The sequence below is a fragment of the Actinomadura rayongensis genome, from assembly GCF_009831215.1.
Classification (GTDB): Bacteria; Actinomycetota; Actinomycetes; order Streptosporangiales; family Streptosporangiaceae; genus Spirillospora; species Spirillospora rayongensis.
In genome coordinates this window covers 119,773-144,280 of the sequence record NZ_WUTW01000002.1, presented here as the reverse complement: position 1 = coordinate 144,280, position 24,508 = coordinate 119,773, and the positions used below count along the sequence as shown (strand labels likewise).

Genomic DNA, 24,508 nt, shown 5'->3' with positions numbered 1-24,508 from the left:
GCGCCGAGCGGTCAGCGGCGGGCGAGGGCGCGCCAGCGCGGGAGTTCGGCGACGGCGGCGGCGCCGGCGAGGACGGTCGCGACCACGGCGACCGGCACCGGCCACGCGAACCAGGGCGCGACGGCCGCGACCAAGAGCTGGAGCACGACGAGCGCGATCGTCGCCCACCCGGGCACGGCGACGATGGTCCGCGCCTTGTCGCCGGGCGTCCCGAACACCGTCGGCAGCCCGATGAGGACGACGACCGACAGCACCGCCAGCGGGACGCTCACCGGCGCGAGCGCCCACGGCGCCGCGACCCACGCGATCAGCTCGCAGACGAACCGCAGCGCCGCCGCGCCGCGCGGATCCGGAACCGAGCCGCCGGGACTCGAACGCTTCGCCACGCGCCCGACTCTAAAGCACGCAATCCGGAACATTTCCGCCAGGCCGGGGTGGCGCGTCCGACAGGGGCGGCGACTCGCGGGTCAGGATGTCCGGACTGGGCGAACGGGTGCCGCCGGGCGGGCGGCGGTGCGAGGATCGAGCGAGACGATCTTGCTGGAGGTTTCCGCGCATGGCCGATTCGCCGGATTTCGACACGTCCGTCCCGCACGAGGCGCGGGTCTACGACTACTGGCTGGGCGGGAGCGACAACTTCGAGGCCGACCGCGCGCTCGGCGACGCGATGATCGCCGCGATCCCGACGCTGCCGGTCATGGCGCGGGCGAACCGCGCGTTCATGGAGCGCGTGACGCGGCACATCGTCGCCGAGGGCGTGACGCAGTTCCTCGACATCGGCAGCGGCATCCCGACGTCCCCGAACCTGCACGAGATCGCGCGCGCCGCCGACCCGGACGCCCGCGTCGTGTACGTGGACTACGACCCGCTGGTCGCCCGGCACGCGCGGACGCTGCTCAAGGACGTCCCCGGCGTCGCCTACGCCGAGGGCGACCTCACCGAGCCCGCGACGATCCTCGCCGACCCGCTGCTGCCCGCGACGCTGGACCTGGACCGTCCGGTCGCGCTCATGCTCGTCGCGCTGCTCATGTACTTCCCGGTCGACCGGCGCCCCGAGCGCTGGGTCACCGAACTGCTGGACGCCCTCGCCCCGGGCAGCCTCGTCGCGATCTCGCACCCGAGCGCCGACTTCGACCCCGAGGCCGTCGCGGAGGCCAACGCCATCGCCAACCGCGCCGGGATCACGCTGGTGTCGCGGACGCGCACCGAGTTCGAGACGCTGTTCGGCCCGGCGAAGCTGCTGGAGCCCGGCGCGGTCCCGCTCGTGACGTGGCGTCCCGACGAGCCCGTCGCCGATCCGAACGCCGCGTACTACTACGCCGGTCTCGGCCGCAAGGACTGAGCCGAAACCGGCGTTCGGGCCGACCCGGACATGGGAGGATCAGACCGGCAGCCGGCTTCCGCGAAGGTCGAGGCGATGGCGAACACCCCCGAACTGGACACCAGCGTCCCCCACGAGGCGCGCGTCTACGACTACTGGCTCGGCGGCAAGGACAACTTCGAGGCCGATCGCGCGCTCGGCGACGCGATGATCGCGGCCATCCCGAACCTCCCGGTCATGGCGCGGGCGAACCGCGCGTTCATGCAGCGGGTGACGCGGCACGTCGTCGCCGAGGGCGTGACGCAGTTCCTCGACATCGGCACGGGCATCCCGACGTCCCCGAACCTGCACGAGGTGGCGCAGGCGCTGGAGCCGTCCTCGCGCGTGGTGTACGTCGACAACGACCCGCTCGTCCTCGCGCACGCCCGCGCGCTGATGACGAGCGACCCGGCGGGCGCGACCGCGTACCTGCACGCCGACCTGACCGATCCGGAGTCGATCCTCGCCGACCCGCTGCTCACGGCGACGCTGGACCTGGACCGTCCGGTCGCGCTGACGCTGGTCGCGGTGCTGATGTACTTCACGCCCGAGCAGGGCCCCGAGCGGTGGGTGGCGACGCTGGCGGACGCGCTCGCCCCGGGCAGCCTCATCGCGATCTCCCATCCGTCCGGCGACTTCGACCCCCCGGCGTTCGCGGCGGCGCGGGCCGCCGCCGAGGCCGCCGGGATCACGCTCGTGGACCGGAGCCGGACGGCCTTCGAGGCGCTGTTCGGGACGGCGGAGCTGCTGGAGCCCGGCGCCGTCCCGCTCGTCGCGTGGCGTCCCGACGCCCCGCCCGCGGACCCGCACGCGGCGTACTACTACGCCGGGCTGGCCCGCAAGCGGTGAGTCAGGGGAGCAGGTCGGCCCGCCGGTCGTAGGCGATCAGCGCGAACACGACGGCCAGCGCCGCCGGGAACAGCGCCCACGCGGGCGACAGGACGAGGAGCTGCGTCAGCGCGGCGCCGATCATGAGCCCGATCAGCCCGACGGCCGCCGCGCCCGCGAGCCGGGGGACGACCAGCCCGATCGCGCCCGCCGCCTCGACCGCGCCGGTCAGGTACCGGAGCCACTGGCCCCAGCCGATCTTCGCGAACGTCTCGACGGCGTCCTTCTGCCCGGCGAACTTCGGCAGCGCGGACGCGACGAGCAGGAACAGCGCCAGCAGGATCTGCGCGCCCCACAGGACGCGGCGCAGGACGGGGGACGGGGCAGGGGCGAGAGCGGTCATGGCGTGCTTCCTTCCGACGAGGTGTTCTCGCCCACGCGTCGTCCGGCGCGACCCCGGATCGACATCCGGCCCGGAACTTTTTCTCCCGGCCCCGGCCGACCGCTAGATTCGGGGCAGGAGGTGCGCGAATGGCGGAGGAACGTCCCTCGCTGGACAGGATCCGGCAGGCCCCGAAGGTGCTGCTGCACGATCATCTCGACGGGGGCCTGCGGCCCGGGACGATCGTGGATCTCGCCCGGGAGTCCGGTTACGCCGGCCTGCCCACCCGGGATCCGGAGTCGCTCGGCGCCTGGTTCGCCGAGATGTCGCACTCGGGGTCGCTGGAGAAGTACCTGGAGACGTTCGGCCACACGGTCGCGGTGATGCAGTCGGCGGAGGCGCTGACCCGCGTCGCCTACGAGTGCGCCGAGGACCTGGCGAACGACGGCGTCGTCTACGCCGAGGTCCGGTACGCGCCCGAACTGCACACCGAGAACGGGCTGAGCCTGGAGCAGGTCGTCGAGGCCGTGCTGGAGGGGTTCGACCGCGCCCGCGCCGACCACGGCATCCGCGTCGGGACGCTCGTCACCGCGATGCGGCACCTGAGCCGGGGGCAGGGACCGAGAAGCATGGAGATCGCGGAGCTGGCCGTCCGGTACCGGGACGCGGGCGTCGCCGGGTTCGACATCGCGGGCGCCGAGGCCGGGTACCCGCCCACCCGCCACCTGGACGCGTTCGAGTACCTGCAGCGCGAGAACGCCCACTTCACGATCCACGCGGGGGAGGGGTTCGGGCTCCCGTCGATCTGGGAGGCGATCCAGTGGTGCGGCGCGGACCGGCTCGGCCACGGCGTCCGCATCATCGACGACATCGACGTCACCGGGGACGGCGCGCGGCTCGGCCGGCTCGCCGCCTACGTCCGGGACAAGCGGATCCCGCTGGAGATGTGCCCGACGTCGAACGTCCAGACGGGCGCGGCGCCGTCGATCGCCGAGCACCCGATCGGGCTGCTGCGGGCGCTGCACTTCCGCGTGACCGTCAACACCGACAACCGGCTGATGGGCGGGACGACGCTCAGCGAGGAGTTCGCCGCCCTCGTGGACGCGTTCGGCTACACCTGGGACGACCTCCAGTGGTTCACGGTGAACGCGATGAAGTCGGCGTTCCTGGACTTCTCCGAGCGCCTCGAACTGATCAACGGCGTGATCAAGCCCGGGTTCGCGCAGGCCAAGTGGACGCGGCCCCTCGCATGAGCGCGCGTCCGGAACTGCGGGTGCGGTCCACGGCCGGACGGGTCGCGGGCTGGGCGTTCGTCGTGTTCGCCGTGCTGAACCTGCTCGACCTGCTCGTCGGGTTCACCGGCGCGGCCCGGCACGACCGGACGGGCGCCGCATACGCGCTGGCGCTGCTGTTCGGCTGCGCGCTCGCCTACGCGCTCGGGCTGCGGCCCGCGATCCTCGGCGACGGCGCGGGCGTGACCGTCCGCAACCCGCTGCGGGACACGCGGGCGCCGTGGCGGGCGGTGCGGGAGGTCGCGGGCGGCGCGGCGCTGACGGTCCGGTTCGCCGGGCCGGACGGCCGGGACCTCGTCACCCGCGCCTGGATCGACCAGACCTCGCCGCGCGCGCAGGCCAAGGCCGAGAAGCAGACCGCGCGGGAGAGCGCCGCCAAGGTCGCAGCCGCCACGCTGAAAGGCCGCACCCCGGCGACGTACACGGCCGAACGGCTCAACGAGATCGCGCGCCGCCACCGGGGGGACGGCGCGGAGACGGGCACGGTGTCCTGGTCGTGGCCGACGGTCGCGGCGCTGGTCGTCCCGCCGGTGGCGCTCGCGGTCCTGCTGGCGGTCTAGAGGCCGAGCGCGGCGGCGAGCGCGGTCTTCAGGGCGTCCAGGTCGGCGCGGGCGCGGGCCCGGACGTCCGCGACCGCCGCGTCCCCGACCGGCAGGACGACCTCCAGATAGCACTTCAGCTTCGGCTCGGTCCCGGACGGACGGACCACGACGCGCGCGCCGCCGTCCAGGAACAGCCGCACGCCGTCGGTGGGCGGCAGCCCGTCGACCCCGGCGGTGAGGTCGTCCACGCGGGTGACGGCGCGTCCGGCGAGCGCGTCCGGCGGCGCGGCGCGGAGCCGGTCCACCGCCGCCGTGATCAGCGCGCGGTCGGCGACGCGCACCGACAGCGGCGCGGTGGCGTGCAGGCCGTGCCGCCGCGCCTGGTCGTCCAGCAGGTCGAGCAGCGTGCGGCCCTCGCGGCGTGCTGCGGCGGCGAGCGCGGCGACGGCCAGCGCGGCGCCGACGCCGTCCTTGTCGTGGACGGGCGGGCCGTCGTCGCCGCCCAGGCAGTAGCCCAGCGCCTCTTCGTAGCCGAGGACGAGCCGTCCCGAACCGGACCGGACGATCCACTTGAAGCCCGTCAGCGACGGCGCGAACCGCACCCCGTGCTCGCGCGCCAGCGCGGCGACCAGCGTGGCCGACACGATCGTCGTCACCAGCAGCCGGTCGGCGCCGGACGTCGCGCGCAGCACGTGCTCGGCGAGCAGCCCGCCCACCTCGTCGCCGGTCAGCGTCCGCCAGCCGGACCCGTCGGGGACGGCCACGGCGCAGCGGTCCGCGTCCGGGTCGTTGGCGATCACCAGGTCCGCGCCGCGCGCCCGCGCCAGGTCCACCGCCAGGTCCAGCGCGCCCGGCTCCTCCGGGTTGGGGAATGCGACGGTCGGGAAGTCCGGATCGGGCTCGGCCTGCTCGGCCACGACGAAGGGCGCCGGGAACCCGGCCCGCGCGAACGCGCGCAGCAGCACGTCCCGGCCGACGCCGTGCAGCGGCGTGTACGCGACCGCGATCTCCCGGGCGTCGCCGAGCGGCAGCGCGGTCACCGCGTCGAGATACGCCTCGACCACGTCCTCGCCCAGCGTCTCCCACGCGTCGCCGAGCGGAAGTTCGTCCACCCGGCCCACGGCGTCGATCGCGGCGGAGATCTCGGCGTCCAGCGGCGGGACGATCTGCGCCCCGTCCCCCCAGTACACCTTGTAGCCGTTGTCGCGCGGCGGGTTGTGGCTCGCGGTGACCATCACGCCCGCCGCCGCGTCCAGGTGCCGGACGCAGAACGCCAGCACCGGCGTCGGCAGCGGACGCGGCAGCACCCGCGCCCGCAGCCCCGCCCCGGCCAGCACGGCGGCGGTGTCGCGCGCGAACCGCTCGGACTTGTGCCGCGCGTCGTACCCGATCACGACCCCGCCGCGCGGAGGTTCGTTCCGCAGCCGCGCCGCGAGGCCCGCCGCCGCGCGCAGGACCGTCACCCGGTTCATCCGGTTCGGCCCGGCGCCGAGTTCGCCGCGCAGCCCGGCCGTCCCGAACTCCAGCCGGGCGCCGAACCGGTCGGCGAGCGCGGCGGAGTCCCCGGCGGCGAGCAGCGCCTCCAGCTCGGCGCGCGTGTCCGGGTCGGGGTCCTGCGCGAGCCAGGCGCGCGGGTCGGTCACAGCTTGGGCACCAGCGTGGCGAGCAGGGCGCCCATCCGTGCCGCCGCCGCGCGTCCCTCGGCCAGCACCTCGGCGTGGTCGAGATGCCGGTCCGACAGGCCCGCCGCGACATTGGTGACCAGCGAGAACGCCAGCACCTCGGCCGGTTCGGCGTCCGGCAGCCCGCGCCGCGCCGCGATCGTCTCCAGCGCCGTCGACATGCCGACGAGGTCCGCGCCGAGCGTCCGGAGCATCCGGATCTCGGCGGGCGTCTCGTAGGTCGGGCCGCGCAGCGCCGCGTACACGCCCTCGGCGAGCGACGGGTCCGCCGTGCGCGCGAGGTCGCGCAGCCGCGCCGAGTACGCCTCGGACATGTCCACGAACGTCGCGCCCGTCAGCGGGTGGTCGCCCGTGAGGTTGATGTGGTCGCTGATCAGGACGGGCTCGCCGACGCGCTGGGTCTCGGGCCGCAGCCCGCCCGCCGCGTTCGTCAGCACGACCGTCCGGACCCCGGCGGCCAGGGCCGTCCGGACGCCGTGGACGACCGCGTCCGTCCCGTGCCCCTCGTACAGGTGCGTGCGGCCGAGGAAGACGAGCACGTGCCGTCCGCCGCACTCCACCACCCGGATCCGGCCCGCGTGGCCCGCCACGGCGGGCGGCGCGAACCCCGGCAGATCGGTCACCGCGATCTCGGCGGACGGCGTGCCGAGCGCGTCCGCCGCCGGCACCCAGCCCGACCCGAGCACCACCGCCGCGTCGAAGGACGCGACCCCGGCGCGCTCGCGCAGCGCCTGCGCCGCCTCGGCGGCCCGTACGAAAGCGTCGCTCACCCGGCCGACACTACCGCCGCGCTCAACTGCCCGGCGAACAGGGACGTTCCCGCAGATCCTTCACGTAGTCGTCGGGCGCCCCGGCCTTCTCGGCGGCGTCGGCGAGCATCCCGACGTACCGCGCGGACGGCAGGCCGCCCTCGTAGTCGTCCAGGACGTACAGCCAGCAGAGCACGTCGCCGTCCAGGGTGTGGACGCGGACGCGCGTCTTGCGGTAGACGCCGATCGCCGCGCCCTCCCAGGAGTCCAGCTCCTGCTCGTCGAAGGGCGGCACGTCGTAGAGGACGACGAAGACGTGCGCGTCCCGGTCCTCCACGACCGTCGCGATCGCGCCCTCGCCGCGCTCGTCCTGGCCGCCGAACGTGAGCCGCCAGCCGGTCAGCCAGCCGGTGCCGCGGATGGGGGAGTGCGGAGCCCGGAGCGCCATCTGCTCGGGGTCCAGATTGGAGGCGTACGCCGCGTACAGAGCCACGCGGGCCAGCCTAACCCGCCGCGTCCACCCCTCCCCGGCGGGATCACTGCCCGCGAGGGGACACAATGGAAGGGTGACGCGCATTGTGATCATCGGCGGAGGTCCCGGCGGCTACGAGGCCGCCCTGGTCGCGGCGCAGCTCGGCGCCGACGTGACCGTCGTGGAGCGCGACGGGCCCGGCGGGGCGTGCGTCCTCACCGACTGCGTGCCGTCCAAGACGCTGATCGCGACGTCCACCCGCATGGCGGTGATGAGCGAGTCCGCGCGGCTCGGGCTGCGGTTCAACGGCGGCCCGGACGGCGTCGTCGGCGCGCTGGAGGCCGATCTCGGGACCGTCAACAAGCGCGTCAAGGACCTCGCCCGCGCCCAGTCCTTCGACATCGCCGAGCGCCTCGCCTATGAAGAGGTCAAGATCGTCCGGGGCGAGGGACGGCTGGTCGAGCCGCACGTCGTGTCCGTGGGGGACCGGCGCATCGAGGCCGACATCATCCTGCTCGCGACCGGCGCGACCCCGCGCGTCCTGCCCGGCTCCGCGCCCGACGGCGAGCGCATCCTCAACTGGCGCCAGCTCTACGACCTCCCCGAGCTGCCCGAGGAACTGATCGTGGTCGGGTCCGGCGTGACGGGCGCCGAGCTGGCCGGGGCGTACCTGTCGCTCGGCTCCAAGGTCACGCTGGTGTCCTCGCGGGACCGCATCCTGCCGACCGAGGACGCCGACGCCGCGTCCGTGCTGCAGGAAGTGTTCATGCGGCGCGGCATGAAGGTGATGTCACGGTCCAGGGCGGCCGGTGTGGAGCGGTCCGGCGACGGCGTGATCGTCGCGCTGGAGGACGGCCGCAAGGTCGAGGGCTCGCACTGCCTCATGACCGTCGGCATGGTCCCGAACACGCGCGGCATCGGACTGGAGAAGGCCGGGATCAAGCTGAGCGCCCACGGGTTCGTGGAGGTCGACAAGGTCTCCCGGACGAGCGTCCCGCACATCTACGCCTCCGGCGACTGCACCGGCGTGCTGATGCTCGCGTCCGTCGCCGGGATGCAGGGGCGGATCGCGATGTGGCACGCGCTCGGCGAGGCCGTCCAGCCGCTCAAGCTCGGCTGGGTCGCGTCCAACATCTTCACCGACCCCGAGGTCGCGTCCGTCGGCGTGACGCAGCACATGGTCGACTCCGGCGAGGTCAACGCCCGGACGGTCATGCTGCCCCTGTTCACCAACCCGCGCGCCAAGATGCAGGGGTTCGAGGACGGGTTCGTCAAGCTGTTCTGCCGCCCGTCCACCGGCATCGTGCTCGGCGGCGTCATCGTCGCGCCGCGCGCCAGCGAGCTGATCCTCGGCGTCTCGATCGCCGTCCAGCAGCACCTCACGGTCGACCAGGTGGCCCACACGTTCGCGGTGTACCCGTCGATGTCGGGCAGCATCACCGAGGCGGGCCGCCGCCTGATGACCGAACACGCCTACTGATTCGTCATGACGACCGGGTTGTCGTCGCGGGTGCCCTCGGCCCAGAGGGTCGCGGTGCCGGGGATCGCGGCGAAGCGGTAGAGGTCCAGGCGCTTGGCGCCGGACGGGAGCGGGATCGTCTGCTTCGTCCACGTGTCGCCGTCGCGGCGGTAGAGGACTCCCGTCGTGCCGTCGGTGCCCCCCAGCCAGGCGCGGCCGGTGCCGTCCACGATGACGTCGCGCGCGGAGAAGCCGCCGCCCGGGAGCGCGACCGGTGACCACGCGGTGCCGTTCCAGTGCAGGAGCGACTCGACGGGCGCCCACCGGGAGACGACATCGGCCGCCGCCGCCCATATGTCGTCGGGGCCGCCGGCCGTGAGCGTGCGCAGGGCCTTCGACGTGGTGGGCGTCGGCACCTCGGTCCACGCGCCCCCGGTCCAGTGCAGGGTCGTGGCGACGGATCCGCCGCCCGCCTGCTGCCGCGTCGCGCCGAGCCAGGCGTCGGACGGGCCGATCTGGACGAGGGTGGCGAGGCCGCTGAGGCCGGCGGGCAGCGTCTCGGCGACGAACGCGCCGTCCCGCCACCGGTAGAGGCCCTCGCCGGCATGGTCGCGCCGCCAGGCCGTCAGCCAGGTGCCCGCCGGGCCGGTGTGGACGGTCCTGAGCTGCTCCACGTCGGACGGCGCGGTGACGCGGGCGAACGCCGTCCCGTCGAACCGCGCGACATAGGGGCCGGACGACGCGTTGCTCAGGATCCAGGTCTCGGCGCCGGCGCTGACGTCGCCCAGCGCGCCCGTCCCGGAGAACCCGTTCAGCGGGTACTCCTTCCAGCCCGATCCGGTCCAGCGCCGCACGACGGGGTTGCCGGACGTCCAGATGATCGTGGACAGCTCCGGCGCGAAGATCGGCAGGCTGCCCTGGTAGCCGGCGAACCAGACGTTCCCGGCGCCGCCGGCGGCGATGTCGTTGATGCCCGTCTTCGGCCAGAAGAACGGCAGGCCGACCTCGTGCCAGCCGGTGTCCGCACGCGTCGGCGCACCGGCCGCCGCCACCAGGGCCGCCGCCGCGACGACGGCTCCGAACTTCCGCAGGACAGCGACCATCGACCGGCACCTTCCAGGGGGGAACGACGACGCTGCCACCTTACGCTGGCGCGGTCCTCTGATGGAAGAGGTTGTTCATTTGAGTGACGGACGGTGATGGAACACTTGCCGATCGTGGTAAAGGGGTTCCGGCGGCCGGGACGGCGGGATAATCGGCCCTTCATCTGCTGTTCGCCGGAAGGTGGTCTCGCGTTCATGTGGTCTTCCGATCCGCCGCACCCGAACTGGCGGCCCCGGGTCGCCGCCGCGCTCGTCGTGTGCGCGCTCGGGCTCGTCGCCGACACGGCGCTGGTCGGCGCGCACCGCACGGCGGGGGTCGACCGGACGCTGCTCGGCGACGCCGTCCACCACCGCGCGCACGCGCTGACCGTGTTCCTGGAGGGCGTCACGCACGCCTCCGAGTACCCGCTGCTCGGCCTGTGCGCCGTCGTCGCCGCCGTCCTGGCCTGGCGCGGACGGTCCGTGCGCCCGTTCGTGCTGGTCGCGGGCACCGCCGTCGGCTCGGCCCTCGCGGCGGGCGCGGTGAAGAACCTCGCGGACCGCGTCCGGCCGCCGCAGGCCTACTGGCTGACCGTCGAGTCGGGGTACTCGTTTCCGTCCCGCCACACGACCGTGGCGGCGGCGCTGCTGCTGATCCTCGCGTTCCTCGTCTGCGGCCGGCTCCGGCACCGGGCGGCGATCGCCGCGACCTGGACGGCGGCCGTCGCGGGCGCGGCGCTCGTCGGGGTCAGCCGCGTCTACCTCGCCGTCCACTGGACGAGCGACGTCGTCGGCGGCTTCCTGCTCGGCGCGCTCGTCGCCGTCGCGCTGATGGGCGCGGACCTGCTGGCCCGCGCCCAGCGGGCCCCCGCGCCCGCCGTCGAGCGCGCCTAGCCCGTGACCAGGCCCGTCACCAGGAGATGCGCGCCGCCACCGGCAGATGGTCGCTGCCGGTGGCCGGGAGCACCCAGGACGACGTCGGCCGCACGCCCCGCACCAGCACCTGGTCGATCCGCACCATCGGGAACTCCGCCGGCCAGGTGAACCCGAAGCCGCTCCCCGCCTTCGTCTGGGCGGAGCGCAGGTGCGCGGTGAGGGGGGCGAACGAGCGGTCGTCCACGGTGCCGTTCAGGTCGCCGAGCAGGACCGTCCGCGGGTTCTTCTCGGCGGCGAGGGCGTGGCCGAGCGCGTCCAGGTTCCGGTTCCGCGCGCCCGTCCAGAAGCCCGCCCGGGGGTTGACGCGGATGGATCCGAGGTGCGCCACGTACACCGCCAGCGGGCCGTGCGGCGTGGCCACCGTGGCGCGCAGCGCCCGGTTGTAGGTCATCTTCTCGCTGGTCGGCTTCATCGCCCCGAGCGGCCCGGCGTCCATCGCGGTGTCGACCGGGCGGACGTCCGTCAGCGGCAGCCTGCTCCACAGCCCGACCGTCCCCTGCGCCGTGTGGTACGGGTACGTCTTCGCCAGCTCCTTCTCGTAGACGCCCCGGGCCGTGTAGGTGATCTCCTCCAGCGCCAGCACGTCCGCGCCGGACGCGGCCAGCCTGCGGGCGGTGCCGGCCGGGTCCGGGTTGGCGGCGCCGACGTTGTGGCTGGCCAGCATCAGGTCGCCGCCCGCGTGCGTCCGGTCGCCGAGCAGCCCGCCGAACAAATGCAGCCACGCCAGGACCGGCACCAGCAGCGCGACCACGGCGGACGCGGAGCGCCGCCACAGCGCCCCGGCCAGCAGCACCGGGACGAACAGCCCGAACCAGGGCAGGAACGTCTCGACCAGACTGCCGACGTTGCCGATCGCGTTCGGGATCCACGCGTGCAGCAGCAGCATCAGGCCGAGCAGCACCGCCAGCGCGGCGAGGACCGGGCCGCGCTTCCAGATCTCCGGCCGGGACGCGGCATCCCTCATCCGCTGGACGCGCCCGTTCCCGGGGCCGTCCGGACGGGTTTCCTGCTCGTCCGGACGGCCCAACGTCTGTCCTGGCTCACTAGCGGTCACTGCGTGCGTCCTCGGGTCAGGCGGCCTTGCCGCGCGCGATGAAGAGATTCATGGCGGTGAAGTCGAGCGTGATGGTGAACGGCTTGAAAAAGCAGTGCGAGAAACGGCCGATCGCGTCGAATCCCGGCCCGTACGGCCACGGCACGTTGACCGGCATGTTCGGGTCCGATTCGCAGTAGACGTCGTTGGCGACGGCCGTGCCGAGACGGATTTCGCTCGGATAGCAGGGATAGGTGACGGTCGGGTGGCTGTGGGCGAACGTCTCGATCGGACGGTCGCGGTCGGTGCGAACGCCCAGCCGCTCGGCCACGTCCCCGGTCAGTCCGGCGGCGGCCTCCCCGGAGGTGCCGCCGAAGTTCACGCCCATCACCCGCGCGCCGGATCCGGCGACACTGCCCACGCTGGAGACGTCGTGGTCGCGCGACAGCCATATCGGCAGGGGCTTGACGCCCGCCCGCGCGGCGTCGGAGCGCACCTTGCGGGCCGCCGCGGGCGTCGGACGGCGCAGGACCAGCGACCGGCCCGCGTAGTCGAACGTGGTCAGCAGGTGGTAGAAGACCCACGTCCCGATCAGGCCGTCGGCGTCGTCGCTGACATCGGCGCCCGACTCCGTCGACGACCAGCCCACCGGAACGTTCCGCAGCTCGATCCCGCCCAGCGCGAACGAGTCCAGGTACCCGTAGTACACCCAGATCACGGTGCCCTCGAACTCGGACTTCTCCTTGTAGACGGGCGTCAGCCCGGCCGCCTCGGCCGCCGACGCCGTCAGGTTCAGGTTCGGCGCGCCGGTGTAGAAACTGAACCGCTTCGGCGGCCCGCCGTTGAGCGAGGCTTCGACCACCGGCATCGGGTCGGTCTGGAGCCAGCGCGCGCGGCCGACGTCGCCGTGGATCTCGTACGGCCGTCCCCGGACGGCCCCGAACCACTGCGCGTAGCCCTCTTCACCGGCCGCCCGCCAGCACGGCGCGGACTGGGCGAGTTTGTCCTGCCGGATGTAGCAGTCGCCCAGCAGCGCGTTGGTCTCCTTGTCGTCGGGCGCGATCCGGAGGGCCGTCGTCAGGTACTTCTCCGCGTCGGCGAACTTGTTGGCCAGAAGGCCGACATAGCCGCGCTGACGCGCCGCGCGCAGGTTCTCGGGATCGCTTTTCAGGATCTCCTCGTAGGCGCGGCCGGCCTGCTCGAATTTCCCGGCCTTGAACAACGCGTCGGCGGCGGTGTCGTCGGCGTGCGCCGTTCCCGTCCGGCCCAGCAGCGGCGCGGTCGCGGCGGCTCCGGCCACCACGGCGGCGCCTCGCAGCAAGGCCCGCCGGCCCCATTCCCGGTCATTGGTCACGGCAATTCCCTTTCGTCGTCGCCTTCGGCCGATCCCCTTTCTAGCCAACGGCCGGTCACAGTGCGGTGCGCGTCGCTGTGACCCGGTCGTGACCGGTAGCCGGTCCCGGAAAAGGCGAACGCCCGGGGTCCGGCCGGACCCCGGGCGCCACGGGACGGATCAGAAGTCGCCGCCCCCGAAGTCGCCGCCCCCGCCGAAGTCGCCGCCGCCGAAGTCCCAGCCGCCGCCGAGGTCGCCCCCGCCGCCGAAGTCCCCGCCGCCGCCGTCGAAGCCGCCGCCCCAGCCGCCGCCGAACCCGCCCGACATCATCGAGCCGAGCGCCGTGCCGATCAGCAGGCCGCTCACCAGGTCCAGACCGCCGTAGGACGCGTAATAGCCGCCCGCGTACGGCGCGTACGCCGGACCCGCGTCCCAGTACGGACGCCGTCCGTCGCCGTAGGGCACCATCCGGTAGTCCGGCGCCCGCCCGCTCAGCACCGCCTGCGCGTCCGCCGCGCACGCCGGGACCGAGCGCGGCGCCGCGCCCGGCGGCGCCCACACGACGTCCTGCACGGACGGCCCGTGGTTGGGGTTGAAGAAGCACGGCGCGCGGTGCTCGGGCACCGGCTCGCCCGCGAGCAGCGCCCGCGTCGCCGTCATGTTGTAGCGGCCGTCCTCCAGCGCCGTCGCGACGTGCGCCATGTCCGCCGGGACGCGCGCGGCGTCGATCGCCGCCTTCGCCGCGTCGTAGGAGTTCATCGCGGCCTCGTAGTGCCCCCGGACCGCCGGGTCGAGCCCCTGGTCCATGACGTTCAGGTCGAGGCGGGCGATGTCCTCGCCGAGCAGCGTGACGTCCTCCTGGACGCCGCGCTTGAGGTCGTCGAGCTGCCGCGCCTCGCGCTCACGGCGGCGCCGCCGCACCACGAGGAACGCGCCCGCCGCCCCGGCGACGACCACCACGAGCAGCCCGAGCAGGACGAACCCGCCGATCATGCCGCTGCGCGCCTGGTCCTCGGCCTTCTTCTCGGCCCGGTCCACGAACCCGGTGAGCTGGTCGGCCGCCGACGCGCCCGGTGTTCCGCGCGCCTGCAGCTGGTCGATGTCGGACGCCGACAGCTTCTTGGAGATCGCCCACAGCCCGGAGCCGTCCGCCGACACCGCGACGTACGTCTCGCCCTTCCCGACGCTGTTGGCGACCTGCGCGAGCATCGACCGCGTCGCCGCCGGCGGCACGTCGTTCGCGATCACCACCGCGCGGATGTCGGCCTTGTCGGCCTTGTCGAGCGCGGCGCGCATCTGCGCCTGATCGCCCGGCGACACCGAACCCGCGACCTTGCTCGTCACGTACAGACGGGAACTCAGCAGGCCGTGCGCGATCTGGGCCGAGGTGTCCGCGCTCGCCGCGCCCGCGCCGCCGAAGACCAGCAGGACGGCCGCGCCCAGCACGGCGGCGAGGACGCCGCCCCGACGGAACCGAAGGTGGGATCTCATGTTCGCAGTCTTCCTCCTCGTTCCGTACGACGTACGCGACCCGCCGTCCGTTCCCTGCCACGGGCAAAGAAAGCGGCCCGGCGCATGGTGCGCCGGGCCGCTTGCGACGCGGCTCAGGCGTCCTTGATCTCGCAGATGACCGCGCCGGACGACACCGTCTGCCCGACCTCGGCGGACAGGCCGCTGATCGTCCCGGCCTTGTGCGCGGTGAGCGGCTGCTCCATCTTCATGGCCTCCAGCACGACGATCGGGTCGCCCGCCGCGACGGCCGCGCCGTCCTCGACGATCAGCTTGACGATCGTGCCCTGCATCGGGCTGACCAGGGAGTCCCCGGACGCCGCCGCCCCGCCGCCCTTGCGGCCCGCGGCGCGCCGCGCCGGAGCGGACGCCGCCGCCCCGCCGCCCGCCGTCGCCCCGAGGCCCGCGGGCAGGACGACCTCCAGCCGCTTGCCGCCCACCTCGACGGTGACGCGCTCGCGGGCGCCCTCGTCCGTGCCGGGCGCCGCCGCGCCCTCGAACGGCGGGATCGTGTTGTCGAACTCGGTCTCGATCCACCGGGTGTGGACGGTGAACGGCCCCTCGTCCGGCACGAACGCCGGGTCGTCCAGCACCGCGCGGTGGAACGGCAGCACGGTCGGCATGCCGTCGATGACGAACTCGGCCAGCGCGCGCCGGGCGCGCTCCACCGCCTGCCGCCGCGTCGCGCCGGTCACGATCAGCTTGGCGATCAGCGAGTCGAACTCCTGCGGGACGGTGTGCCCCGCCTCGTAGCCGGAGTCCAGCCGGACGCCCGGCCCCGACGGCGGCTCCCACGCGGTCAGCGTGCCGACGGCGGGCAGGAAGCCCCGGCCCGCGTCCTCCGCGTTCAGCCGGAACTCGATCGAGTGGCCGCGCAGCACCGGGTCGTCGTAGCCGATCTCCTCGCCCGCCGCGACGCGGAACATCTCCCGGACGAGGTCGACGCCCGCGACCTCCTCGGTCACCGGGTGCTCGACCTGGAGGCGGGTGTTGACCTCCAGGAACGAGATCGTCCCGTCCTGGCCGACGAGGAACTCGCACGTCCCCGCGCCCACGTACCCGGCCTCCTTGAGGATGGCCTTGGACGAGGTGTACAGCAGCTCGACCTGCTCGTCCGTCAGGTACGGCGCCGGGGCCTCCTCCACGAGCTTCTGGTGGCGGCGCTGGAGCGAGCAGTCACGGGTCGAGACGACGACCACGTTGCCGTGCTGGTCGGCCAGACATTGCGTCTCGACGTGGCGCGGACGGTCCAGGTAGCGCTCCACGAAGCACTCGCCGCGTCCGAACGCCGCCACCGCCTCGCGGACGGCCGACTCGTACAGGTCGGGGACCTCCTCGAGCGTCCGCGCGACCTTCAGCCCGCGTCCGCCGCCGCCGTACGCCGCCTTGATGGCGATCGGCAGGCCGTGCTCCTTGGCGAACGCCACGACCTCGTCCGCGCCCGACACCGGGTCGGTGGTGCCCGCGACGAGCGGCGCGCCGACGGCCTGCGCGATGTGCCGGGCCTGCACCTTGTCGCCGAGCGCGCTGATCGCGGCCGGCGGCGGACCGATCCAGGTGAGGCCCGCCTCCAGCACGGCCGTCGCGAAGTCGGCGTTCTCCGCGAGGAAGCCGTAGCCCGGGTGGACGGCGTCCGCGCCCGCCTCGGCGGCGATCTTCAACAGCTTGCCGATGTCGAGATAGCTCTCGGCGGCCGAGCGGCCGTCCAGCGAATACGCCTCGTCCGCGACCCGCACATGCAGCGCGTCGAGGTCCGGCTCGGCGTACACCGCGACACTCGTCAGCCCGGCGTCGCGGCAGGCGCGGGCGATTCGGACCGCGATCTCACCGCGGTTGGCGATCAGGACCTTGCGCACGTTGGGTCTCCTCCCTCAACCTCGGACCGCAGTCTAGATAATCGTTCTGAAGTGATGATGTGTGCCCTGGGCAGGGCACGGATCCGCGCACCGGTCGCGCGCGTCTGATCTTCCGAGTTCGCCCGAAAAAGTCGGGCGTCCGGAAGGAGTGCCCCCCGTGCCTGCCCCCAAGCGCCCCACCGTGTCGTCCTGGCGGACGTCGCGCCGCCGCACGTCCGTCGTCCTCGCCGTCCTGCTGGCCGTCGCCGGGATCCCCGTCCTCACCGCGCTGTTCGGCGGGTACGAGCGGACGGGCGGCGGCGAGGTCGCGGTCGTGCGCAACGGCGGGTTCTTCGACAACAACCGGATCCGCCAGATCATCGACCCGGGCTCGGGACGGACGTGGATCGGCCTCTACTCCAAGGTCCACAAGTACCCGGCGCAGCAGCGCTTCTACACGATCACCTCGAAGGCGTCCAAGGGCGACGAATCGGGCGTGGACGTCGTGACGGTGCCGAGCTCCGACGGCGTCAACATGGGCATCGAGGGCACGCTGTACTTCACGCTCAACCTCGACCACGCGACGCTGCGCTCGTTCGACGACAAGTACGGCACCCGCAAGTTCCGCGGCGCGGACGGCGACATGCACTACGCGTGGGACGGCGACACGGGCTGGTCGGCGTGGCTCGACCAGATCATCCGGCCGGTGATCGACAACGCGCTGCGCAGCCAGGTCAACAGCTTCCGGTGCGCCGAGCTGGTCTCCTCGTGCGCGCTCGTGCAGAACGCGTCGGCGACCGTCCCGGCGAAGGGCGCGCCCGCGCAGAGCAACAACGCCAACATCAACAAGGTCCAGACCTCGATCAACACGAGTCTGGCCGCCGACCTCAATTCCACGCTCGGCGGGACGTTCGTCACCAACATCCACTTCAACCTGGTGCGCGTCGAGCTGCCCACCCGCGTCCAGGACGCCGTGGACCGCGCGCAGGCCGCGTTCGCCCAGGTCAGCGAGGCGCAGGCGAAGGTGGCGTCGGCGCGGGCCGAGGCCGCCGCGAACAAGGCCCGCCAGGACGGCTACAACAAGTGCCCGACGTGCGCCCGGATCGAGGAGCTGAAGGCGCTGCCGCAGGGCATCACGGTCTACGCGCCGGGCAACCCGAACGGCTCCCTCTTCGGCCGCTGACCTTCGCCGCACGGAAAACGCCCCCGGTCCGGTGCTCCGGACGGGGGCGTTTCGCGCGTCAGCTCTTCTTCTTGTAGCGGCGGTTGAACTTCTCCACCGCGCCGGTCGTGTCCATGACGCGTCCACGACCGGTGTAGAACGGGTGGCTCGCCGAAGAGACGTCGACGTCCACCACGGGGTAGGTGTTCCCGTCCTCCCACTCGATCGTCTGGTCGGACTGGACGGTCGAGCGCGTCAGGAAGGCGTAGTCGGCGCTCCGGTCGCGGAAGACCACGGGCCGGTAGTCCGGGTGTACGTCCTTCTTCATGGTTCCTCCCGTACGTCGTGCTGGCGGGCGGGGTCCGTCGAGGGTCGTCCCCTCTCCACCGCGCACCCGGGTGAACCATACGACAACGGTTTTCATTCCCGCGCACCGGGGCGCCCCGACCAGCACACCGGACGAACAGCGCGATACCGCCCAATATTCCGCCCGCCGATTCACCGTCATCCACTCAGCAAGATCATTTAAAAAGGCACACCTGGCCGGATCCGGCCACCGAAAGTCGGCGCTCAACGCCCAGAACGGACGCCCGGATCGCCGAACGCGTCTGGCTTCCCGAGATCGTGCGGGCGTAGGCTGACGCCATTCCGGAAAACGGCGTCCGGCACGGGGCACCACGACCGCCCCCCGGCGGGCGACGACCGAAAGGGCCGAGGCGATGAGCGGAGACCGACGCGGAGCGAGCATCGGGGAACTCGAGGAGCTGTCGCGCATCTTCAGCAAGCACGCGCGCAACCTCGACGCCCTCATCAAAGACCTCAACGGACGCACCGTGAGCAGCACCGAGATCTGGTGGGGCCCGGGCGCCGACCGCTTCCGCTCCACCTGGGCCGAGGCGAAGGCGGCCTTCGACAAGATGGCCCTGGCCCTGGAGCAGGGCGGCCAGGACATCCGCCGCTCCCGCCAGAACATCGAGGCGGCCACCCGCTAGCCGACCCGCGAGACCGCGGATCCCGGCCCATCCCCCCGAGGCCGGGATCCGCCCTTTCCCGCCCCCGCCCGCGCGGCCGGTCAGCTCAGGGGAAGGGCCACCTGGATCTGGGTGGTGACGCCCGTCGCGACGAAGAGGCCCCGGCCGGTCGGGCCGCCCAGGGACGCGTTGCGGGGGAGGCGCAGGCCGAAGAGTTCTCCGTCCTCCGGGGTGTCCACGGAGAGCAGGACGCCCGAGCGGGAGCGGCGGGCCTCGGGGAGGAAGCCCCGGTAGCCGCGGTTCAGGTCGGCGGTGGTGCCGCCCAGGACGACCGCGTGTTCGCCGTCGCGGGCGGTGCGGAGGGCATCGCGCAGGGCGTCGTCCAGCTCGGTCTCGTCCAGGAGTTCCGCGTCGTCCACGACCACGACGTAGCGGTGCTCGCCCTGGACGGCGGCCTCCAGGTCTTCGGCGGTGGCGTCGGCGTCCAGGACGGCCAGGACGCCCGGGCGTCCGGCCAGCTGGCGTAGGGGAGAGCGGCGCGGGGTCACCAGGACGACGGGGACCAAGCCGCCTGCCACGGCGGGGTCCAGCAGGGAGCAGACGATCGTCCAGAGGGTCGTGGAGCGGCCGGTGCGCGGGGGGCCCGCCACGACGAAGCCCGGGCCCTCGTTGAGGAGGTCCACGCCCACGGGGGCCAGGGTGTCGCCGCCCACGCCCACCAGGGCCCAGAGGGCGGACGGGGCCAGGAAGTCCGGGTCCAGGGCCATCGCTTCGCGGTAGGTGACGCGGACGGGCAGTTCGTCCACGTGCAGGGGGCGCTGGCGGCGGGGCAGCTTGCCGTAGCGGCTCACGCACGCGCGGCCGATCTCCTGCAGCGCGGTGACCTGGGCGGCGCCGGACGCGTCCTCGCCGAGCAGCCCGATCTGGGATTCGCGCAGCGGAATGCCGGGGGCCAGGTGTTCCAGGGCGCGGCCGGGCGGCATCGCGGCGGGCACCTGGCGGGGCTGGAGGCCCGCGTAGCCGTAGTCGTTGGGGTCGGCCATCCGCAGGATCAGGCGCCGGTCGAACACCGTCGAGATCTGGCCGCCCAGGCCGGAGCGGTCGCCGGTGAACACCGCGCGCAGGCCGACCGCGGCGCCCTCGCGCAGCAGGCGCAGGATCTGGTCGACGAGGCGTCCGTAGTCGTAGTGCTCGAACGCGGCGACGAACGCCTCCCAGCGGTCCAGCAGCAGGACCATCCACGGGAGGCGGTCGGTCGCGGCGACGGCGGCGCGCTGTTCGGCGAGCGACGCGAACCCGGCGCCCGCGAGGAGCTGCTGCCGCCGGGAGACCTCCGCCGACAGCGCGACGATCAGGCGTTCGCACCGGTCGAGCTGCTCGCGTCCGACGACGGCCCCGCAGTGCGGCAGGGACACGAGCGGCAGCAGCGCGCCCGCGCCGCAGTCGATCGCGTAGAGGTGGACGTCGTAGGGCGAGCACGACCCGGCCAGCGACCCGGCGAGCGTGCGCAGCGCGGTGGAGCGGCCGGAGCGGGCCGTCCCGGCGACGTAGAGGTGGCCGCCGCCCGCGAGGTCCAGCAGCAGCGGCTCGCGGGACTGGACGGCGGGCAGGTCGGTGATCCCGAACGGGATCGGCGGGACGTCCACGACCGAGCCGCCCGCGGCGGTGCGCGGCGTCAGCCGGACGCGGTCGGGCAGCGGCGTCAGCCACGGCGACGGCTGGCGCGGGATGCGGGACCGGCGCGCGGCCTCGTCCACGGCCTGGACGAGCACGGCGAGGTCGGTGAGCATCGTCCCGTCGTCGGACGGGTCCTCGCCGCCCGGGAACGGGTGGCCGAGACCCGCCCACGGCAGCGGCCGGACGACCGGCCCCCGCCCGGACGGCCCAGCGCCCGGCCGCCGTCCGCCGACGCGCGCGGACTGGACGGCCTTCGCCGCGCCCGCCCCCGACCGGACGTGGCAGCGTCCCGGCGTCGCCTTGGAGATCTGCGCCGCGTCGGCCGTGCCGAGCAGGTCGCGCGACTCCTCGGCGTCGGTGACCCGCAGGACGATCCGCAGGTTCGTGTTCGCCCGGATGTCGGCGGTGACGACGCCCGCGGGCCGCTGCGTGGCGAGCAGCAGGTGGACGCCGAGGGACCGCCCGCGCCGTCCGATGTCCACGAGCCCGGCGAGGAAGTCGGGCAGCTCGCCGATCATCGCGGCGAACTCGTCGATGACCAGCAGCAGCCGGGGGACGGCCTGCCGTCCGGGATCGGCGGCGCGCAGGTCGTTGTAGTCGTCCAGGTCCTTGGCGCCCGCCGCGAGCAGGATCTCCTCGCGCCGGCGCAGCTCGGCGGCCAGCGACTCCAGCGCGCGCTCGGTGGAGTGGCCGTCCAGGTCGGTGACCATCCCGACGGTGTGCGGCAGCTTCGCGCAGTCCTTGAACGCGGCGCCGCCCTTGTAGTCGATGAGGACGAACGTCAGCTCGTCCGGCCGGTTCGCGACGGCGAGCCCCGCGATCAACGTCTGGAGCAGCTCGGACTTGCCCGCGCCGGTGGTGCCCGCGATGAGGCCGTGCGGCCCGTCGGCGCGCAGGTCGAGGAAGTGGACGCCGTCCGCGCCGACGCCGACCGGCACGCGCGTGGACCGTCCGCCGTCCGCCGACCACGCGCGCAGGACGTGCTCGGCGGTCGGGTCGGGCATGTCGAGCAGGTCCAGCAGCCGGACCTCGCCGGGCAGGGCCTCCTCGCCGTCGTCGCGGGACACGTCGCGGACGGGCGCGAGCGCGCGGCCGAGCCGTTCCGCCCACGCCACCGAGACCTGGTCGGCGAGGACGGTCGCGGCGGCGTCGAGGCCGTCGCCGCGCAGCCGCAGCGTGACCGGGTTCTCCGGGTCGAGGGCGGCGACGGCGGAGCACTCCTCGGGCAGCAGGCGCTCCTCGTCGTCCAGGCAGATCGCGTGGATGCCGAACTCGGCGCCGCGCGCCAGCAGCATCGGCATCCCGGGGACGCGCCGCAGCGCCCGCGCGCCGTCCAGCACGAGCAGGATGTTCCCGAAGACGGGCGGCGCGCCCGCCCCGGCGGCCTGCGCGGCGCGGCGCCGCTCGGTCAGGTGGATGGCCAGTTCGGTGATGCGGTGCGCGACGGACTCGGGGTCGGTCCCGACGAGCGCCGCGCACTCCTCGCCCGAGCGCGGCGAGCAGTGCGGCAGCCAGCGCACCCAGTTCCACGCGTCCCCGGCGGCGGCGTCCCCGGCGGTGAGGACGACGATCGACAGGTCGCGCGGGCTGTGCAGGGCGGCGGCCTGCGCGACGAGCCAGCGCGCGAGCCCGCGACCGGCGCCGCGCGGCCCGGTGACGCCGAGCACGCCGTAGTCCGGCAGCGGCAGGGCGACCGGGACGAGCCGGGCGAGCGGAACCCGGGTGTCCGCGTCCTCCCCGGCGTCGAGGAGGTCGATCGCGGCGGGCAGGTCGGCGAGGCCGAGCCGCAGGTGCAGCGCGTCGGGGTCGTCCGCGCGGCGCTCCCACAGCCGCCGCCGGGGGCCGGTCGCGGTCAGCAGGATCTCGGCCGGGTCGGGGGACGCGGCGCGGCGCTCGGCCTGGTCCTCGCGGCGCAGCCGGTCCAGCTCGCCGCCGAACGCGTCGGCGCGCGCCTGGTACTCGCGCAGCGCCTTCTTGTACGACTTGCGCCCGTACAGCCGGTCGCCGAGCCATTCGCCGACGGCCGTGAGCGGCCACGCCAGCGCGAACAGCGCCCACCACCACTGCCCGAGCCCGAACGCCATGACCAGGCCGAACGCGGAGAACAGCAGCGCGCCGAACAGCCGCAGCCGCTCGCGCGGGTCCCGCTCGGGACGGCGCGGCACCGCGAGCGACCGGGTCCGTCCGGCGGGACGCAGCCGGGGCGGCCGGTTGAACGCCAGCCCGCCGCCGGGCAGCGGCTCCAGATGCGTGTCCGGCGGGGCGCTCGGGACCTGCGTGAGGACGGTCGCGCCGACGGTCAGCATCCCGCCCGGCGGCCAGTGCGACCGGCCGGACGGCAGCGGTTCGCCGTCCAGCAGCGCGGTCGTGTGCGCGGACGGCTCGACCAGCACCTGGTCGCGGGCGACGGTGATCCGCAGCGACGCGGCGGGGATGCCCGGGTCGGGGACGGTGATGTCGACCGCCGCGCCCGAGCCGAGCGTCCCGACGCCGAGCCCGAGCCGGTGGACGGTCCCGGCCGCGGGTCCGCCGACGACGCGGATCTCGGCCAGCCCGGTCGGCTCGGTGAGGACGGTCGCGGCGGCGGTGCGCTCCTCGACGGCCAGCACCGCGCCGTCGCGCAGTTCACGGACGGCCAGCGCCTCGGGGTCGAGCATCCGGCCGTCCATCCACAGGGCGCGCCGCTCCTTGACAGGGCTGCCCGCGGGCGGGGCGGCGGCGACCCCGCCCGAACGCGCGTCGGTGGCGAAACGCGGCGCGGGAACGGCGGAAACGATCTCGTCAGGGGACGCGGCGCCATTCAGCGTTCCGTGCAGCGAGCGCGCGACGCCGTCGACCGTCATTTCGGAATCGACATGGATCACGACGTCCCGGGGACCGTCCCCGGTGAGCGCGGTACACGAGATCCGCATTCGAGCCCCTTCGTCGCCCCGGCCGCCGGGAGCCCCGGCGTTCGGGTCAGCTTAATTACTCGGCCCCGCCGGGTCTGCGGGTCCCGTCGCGCGGCCTCGGGTTTCCCCGACCGGCCGACCCCGGCCGCCCTCCCGTGCTTTCCCCCGACCAACCGACCCCGACCGACCTCCCGGCCCGATTTGCGCGAAGCCCAGCAGATCATGACAAATGCGTCTAGGATTCGGATGACTGTCAGTGGATCATGTCACCGGTGGTCAGAACCGGTGTGGCCGCGAAATGCACTGGTCAGACCGGTGCGTTCCGTCACGGCCCGGCTTCGCCGCGCCGAACGCATTGACGTGACCTCGCGATCACCGCGAGCATGGATCGCTCGACAGGCGGCAAATCTCGGCCGGCGGCGCACGCCGGACGGGAAGGAGCGGTGGCCAGCGCGATGAAGTCCAACCAGTCGGCGGTCGCGGGAGGCGACTCCCCCCGCGGCGGCGGGGTCTCGTTGAACCCTCCCGGCGGGACGGGCGGCCTCGGCGGATCCGGGCTCGGCGCGGCGGGCGGCCAGCGGCTGCCGGTGGCGCCGCGCGAACGGCGTCCCGCGCTCGCGGCCCTCGCCGTCCTGCTCATTCTCGGCGGCGCCCTGACCAGCGCGTACCTGGTGATGGCCAGCGGGCAGCGGGTGTCGGCGATCCGCATCGCGCAGCCCGTCGCGGCGGGCCAGCGCATCCCGGCGTCCGCGCTGCAGGAGGTCCAGGTCGGCGACACCGGCGACGACTACTTCATCGCCTGGTCGGAGCGCGCCAAAGTCATCCAGGCGTACGCGGCGGTGCCGCTGGTGAAGGGCGCGCTGCTGACGAACGGCATGGTCAGCCGGGACGACGACGCGGCGCGCGGCCGGGTCGTCGTCGGGCTCGCGCTGAAACCCGGCCAGTTCCCCGGCGGCGTGACGGTCGGCGCCCGGGTCGCGCTCTACGCGGTCGCGGCCGGAGGGGGCGGGTCGGGCGGGGGACGCACCGGAACCGTCCTGTCCGGCGACGCGATCGTCATGGACCTCAGCCGGGGCGACTCCGGCAAGATCGGCGGCGGCGACCAGACCACGCTGGACGTGGCCGTCCCGGCGGACGAGGCCGCGAAGGTGGCGCAGGCCGCGTCGCTCGGCGCGGTCGCGGTGGCGCTGCTGCCGCAGGGCACCAGGATCCCGACGACGCAGGGCGGCGGCGACCTGCCCCCGGCGGGCAAGAACCAGCAGCCGACGGGCAACGCGCCGAACACCGGCGTCAGCCCGAGCGCGGGGAACTGA

The 24,508-nt window shown here is 74.0% G+C and carries 21 protein-coding genes; 9 read left to right on the top strand and 12 right to left on the bottom strand.

Annotated features, from left to right (window positions below):
- Positions 1-11: 11 nt before the first annotated feature.
- Entirely contained in the window at positions 12-386 is a 375-nt protein-coding gene (locus GQ466_RS10075; protein WP_161102622.1) for a hypothetical protein, read from the bottom strand.
- A 170-nt stretch (positions 387-556) separates the two neighbouring features.
- On the opposite strand from GQ466_RS10075, the gene GQ466_RS10070 reads away from it, so the two are divergent.
- Together GQ466_RS10070 and GQ466_RS10065 are read left to right on the top strand one after the other, a co-directional pair.
- Complete coding sequence (locus GQ466_RS10070; protein ID WP_161102621.1) at positions 557-1,342, top strand: SAM-dependent methyltransferase; 786 nt, start codon at positions 557-559, stop codon at positions 1,340-1,342.
- 75 nt (positions 1,343-1,417) lie between these two features.
- Positions 1,418-2,209 (top strand): SAM-dependent methyltransferase, encoded by a 792-nt coding sequence (locus GQ466_RS10065; RefSeq protein WP_161102620.1) that lies wholly within the window; start codon positions 1,418-1,420, stop codon positions 2,207-2,209.
- A gap of 1 nt (position 2,210) precedes the next feature.
- Here GQ466_RS10065 and GQ466_RS10060 read toward each other — a convergent pair whose 3' ends face one another.
- Complete coding sequence (locus GQ466_RS10060; protein WP_161102619.1) at positions 2,211-2,591, bottom strand: DoxX family protein; 381 nt, start codon at positions 2,589-2,591, stop codon at positions 2,211-2,213.
- Between the two features lie 128 nt (positions 2,592-2,719).
- On the opposite strand from GQ466_RS10060, the gene GQ466_RS10055 reads away from it, so the two are divergent.
- Together GQ466_RS10055 and GQ466_RS10050 are read left to right on the top strand one after the other, a co-directional pair.
- Positions 2,720-3,823, top strand: coding sequence for an adenosine deaminase (locus GQ466_RS10055; protein WP_161102618.1), 1,104 nt, complete (start codon positions 2,720-2,722; stop codon positions 3,821-3,823).
- The gene (locus GQ466_RS10050) at positions 3,820-4,422 is read left to right on the top strand and encodes a PH domain-containing protein (RefSeq protein WP_161102617.1); all 603 of its coding nucleotides are present in this window, start codon (positions 3,820-3,822) and stop codon (positions 4,420-4,422) included. Before GQ466_RS10055 ends, GQ466_RS10050 begins: the two co-directional genes overlap by 4 nt.
- Here GQ466_RS10050 and GQ466_RS10045 read toward each other — a convergent pair.
- Genes GQ466_RS10045 through GQ466_RS10035 form a run of 3 tightly spaced genes read right to left on the bottom strand, consistent with a single transcriptional unit; the run spans position 4,419 to position 7,328 of the window.
- Positions 4,419-6,047 carry a phosphohexomutase domain-containing protein gene (locus GQ466_RS10045; protein ID WP_161102616.1) on the bottom strand — a complete coding sequence of 543 codons (1,629 nt, stop codon included), beginning with the start codon at positions 6,045-6,047 and terminating at the stop codon, positions 4,419-4,421. The genes GQ466_RS10050 and GQ466_RS10045 overlap by 4 nt on opposite strands.
- A complete protein-coding gene (locus GQ466_RS10040) occupies positions 6,044-6,856 on the bottom strand; it encodes a purine-nucleoside phosphorylase (RefSeq protein ID WP_161102615.1) in 813 nt (270 codons plus the stop codon). Before GQ466_RS10040 ends, GQ466_RS10045 begins: the two co-directional genes overlap by 4 nt.
- 22 nt (positions 6,857-6,878) lie before the next feature.
- Positions 6,879-7,328, bottom strand: a complete 450-nt coding sequence (locus tag GQ466_RS10035; protein WP_161102614.1) for a gamma-glutamylcyclotransferase — start codon at positions 7,326-7,328, stop codon at positions 6,879-6,881.
- Positions 7,329-7,401: 73 nt separating this feature from the next.
- Here GQ466_RS10035 and GQ466_RS10030 point away from each other — a divergent pair, with 73 nt between their 5' ends.
- Positions 7,402-8,787, top strand: coding sequence for an NAD(P)H-quinone dehydrogenase (locus GQ466_RS10030; protein ID WP_161102613.1), 1,386 nt, complete (start codon positions 7,402-7,404; stop codon positions 8,785-8,787).
- Here GQ466_RS10030 and GQ466_RS10025 read toward each other — a convergent pair.
- The gene (locus GQ466_RS10025; RefSeq protein ID WP_161102612.1) at positions 8,781-9,869 is read right to left on the bottom strand and encodes an NHL repeat-containing protein; all 1,089 of its coding nucleotides are present in this window, start codon (positions 9,867-9,869) and stop codon (positions 8,781-8,783) included. The genes GQ466_RS10030 and GQ466_RS10025 overlap by 7 nt on opposite strands.
- A gap of 195 nt (positions 9,870-10,064) precedes the next feature.
- Here GQ466_RS10025 and GQ466_RS10020 point away from each other — a divergent pair, with 195 nt between their 5' ends.
- Positions 10,065-10,742, top strand: coding sequence for a phosphatase PAP2 family protein (locus tag GQ466_RS10020; protein WP_161102611.1), 678 nt, complete (start codon positions 10,065-10,067; stop codon positions 10,740-10,742).
- Between the two features lie 16 nt (positions 10,743-10,758).
- Here the strand turns inward: GQ466_RS10020 and GQ466_RS10015 are convergent, their stop codons facing one another.
- The 4 genes from GQ466_RS10015 to GQ466_RS10000 form a co-directional block, all read right to left on the bottom strand.
- On the bottom strand, positions 10,759-11,748 hold the full coding sequence (locus tag GQ466_RS10015; protein WP_161103804.1) for an endonuclease/exonuclease/phosphatase family protein: 990 nt from the start codon (positions 11,746-11,748) through the stop codon (positions 10,759-10,761).
- Between the two features lie 106 nt (positions 11,749-11,854).
- Positions 11,855-13,171, bottom strand: a complete 1,317-nt coding sequence (locus GQ466_RS10010) for a tetratricopeptide repeat protein (protein ID WP_161102610.1) — start codon at positions 13,169-13,171, stop codon at positions 11,855-11,857.
- Positions 13,172-13,330: 159 nt separating this feature from the next.
- Positions 13,331-14,641, bottom strand: a complete 1,311-nt coding sequence (locus GQ466_RS10005; protein ID WP_161102609.1) for a hypothetical protein — start codon at positions 14,639-14,641, stop codon at positions 13,331-13,333.
- Between the two features lie 113 nt (positions 14,642-14,754).
- The gene (locus tag GQ466_RS10000) at positions 14,755-16,515 is read right to left on the bottom strand and encodes an ATP-binding protein (protein ID WP_161102608.1); all 1,761 of its coding nucleotides are present in this window, start codon (positions 16,513-16,515) and stop codon (positions 14,755-14,757) included.
- A 157-nt stretch (positions 16,516-16,672) separates the two neighbouring features.
- Between GQ466_RS10000 and GQ466_RS09995 the strand changes: the two genes are divergently transcribed.
- Entirely contained in the window at positions 16,673-17,677 is a 1,005-nt protein-coding gene (locus GQ466_RS09995; RefSeq protein WP_337193408.1) for an SPFH domain-containing protein, read from the top strand.
- Positions 17,678-17,735: 58 nt separating this feature from the next.
- Here GQ466_RS09995 and GQ466_RS09990 read toward each other — a convergent pair whose 3' ends face one another.
- Entirely contained in the window at positions 17,736-17,984 is a 249-nt protein-coding gene (locus GQ466_RS09990; RefSeq protein WP_161102607.1) for a type B 50S ribosomal protein L31, read from the bottom strand.
- A 391-nt stretch (positions 17,985-18,375) separates the two neighbouring features.
- On the opposite strand from GQ466_RS09990, the gene GQ466_RS09985 reads away from it, so the two are divergent.
- Positions 18,376-18,648 (top strand): WXG100 family type VII secretion target, encoded by a 273-nt coding sequence (locus tag GQ466_RS09985; protein WP_161102606.1) that lies wholly within the window; start codon positions 18,376-18,378, stop codon positions 18,646-18,648.
- Positions 18,649-18,728: 80 nt separating this feature from the next.
- On the opposite strand, the gene GQ466_RS09980 is transcribed toward GQ466_RS09985, so the two are convergent.
- Positions 18,729-23,216: an FtsK/SpoIIIE domain-containing protein gene (locus tag GQ466_RS09980; protein WP_161102605.1), complete on the bottom strand. Its 4,488-nt coding sequence runs from the start codon at positions 23,214-23,216 to the stop codon at positions 18,729-18,731.
- 422 nt (positions 23,217-23,638) lie between these two features.
- On the opposite strand from GQ466_RS09980, the gene GQ466_RS09975 reads away from it, so the two are divergent.
- The gene (locus GQ466_RS09975) at positions 23,639-24,508 is read left to right on the top strand and encodes a hypothetical protein (protein WP_161102604.1); all 870 of its coding nucleotides are present in this window, start codon (positions 23,639-23,641) and stop codon (positions 24,506-24,508) included.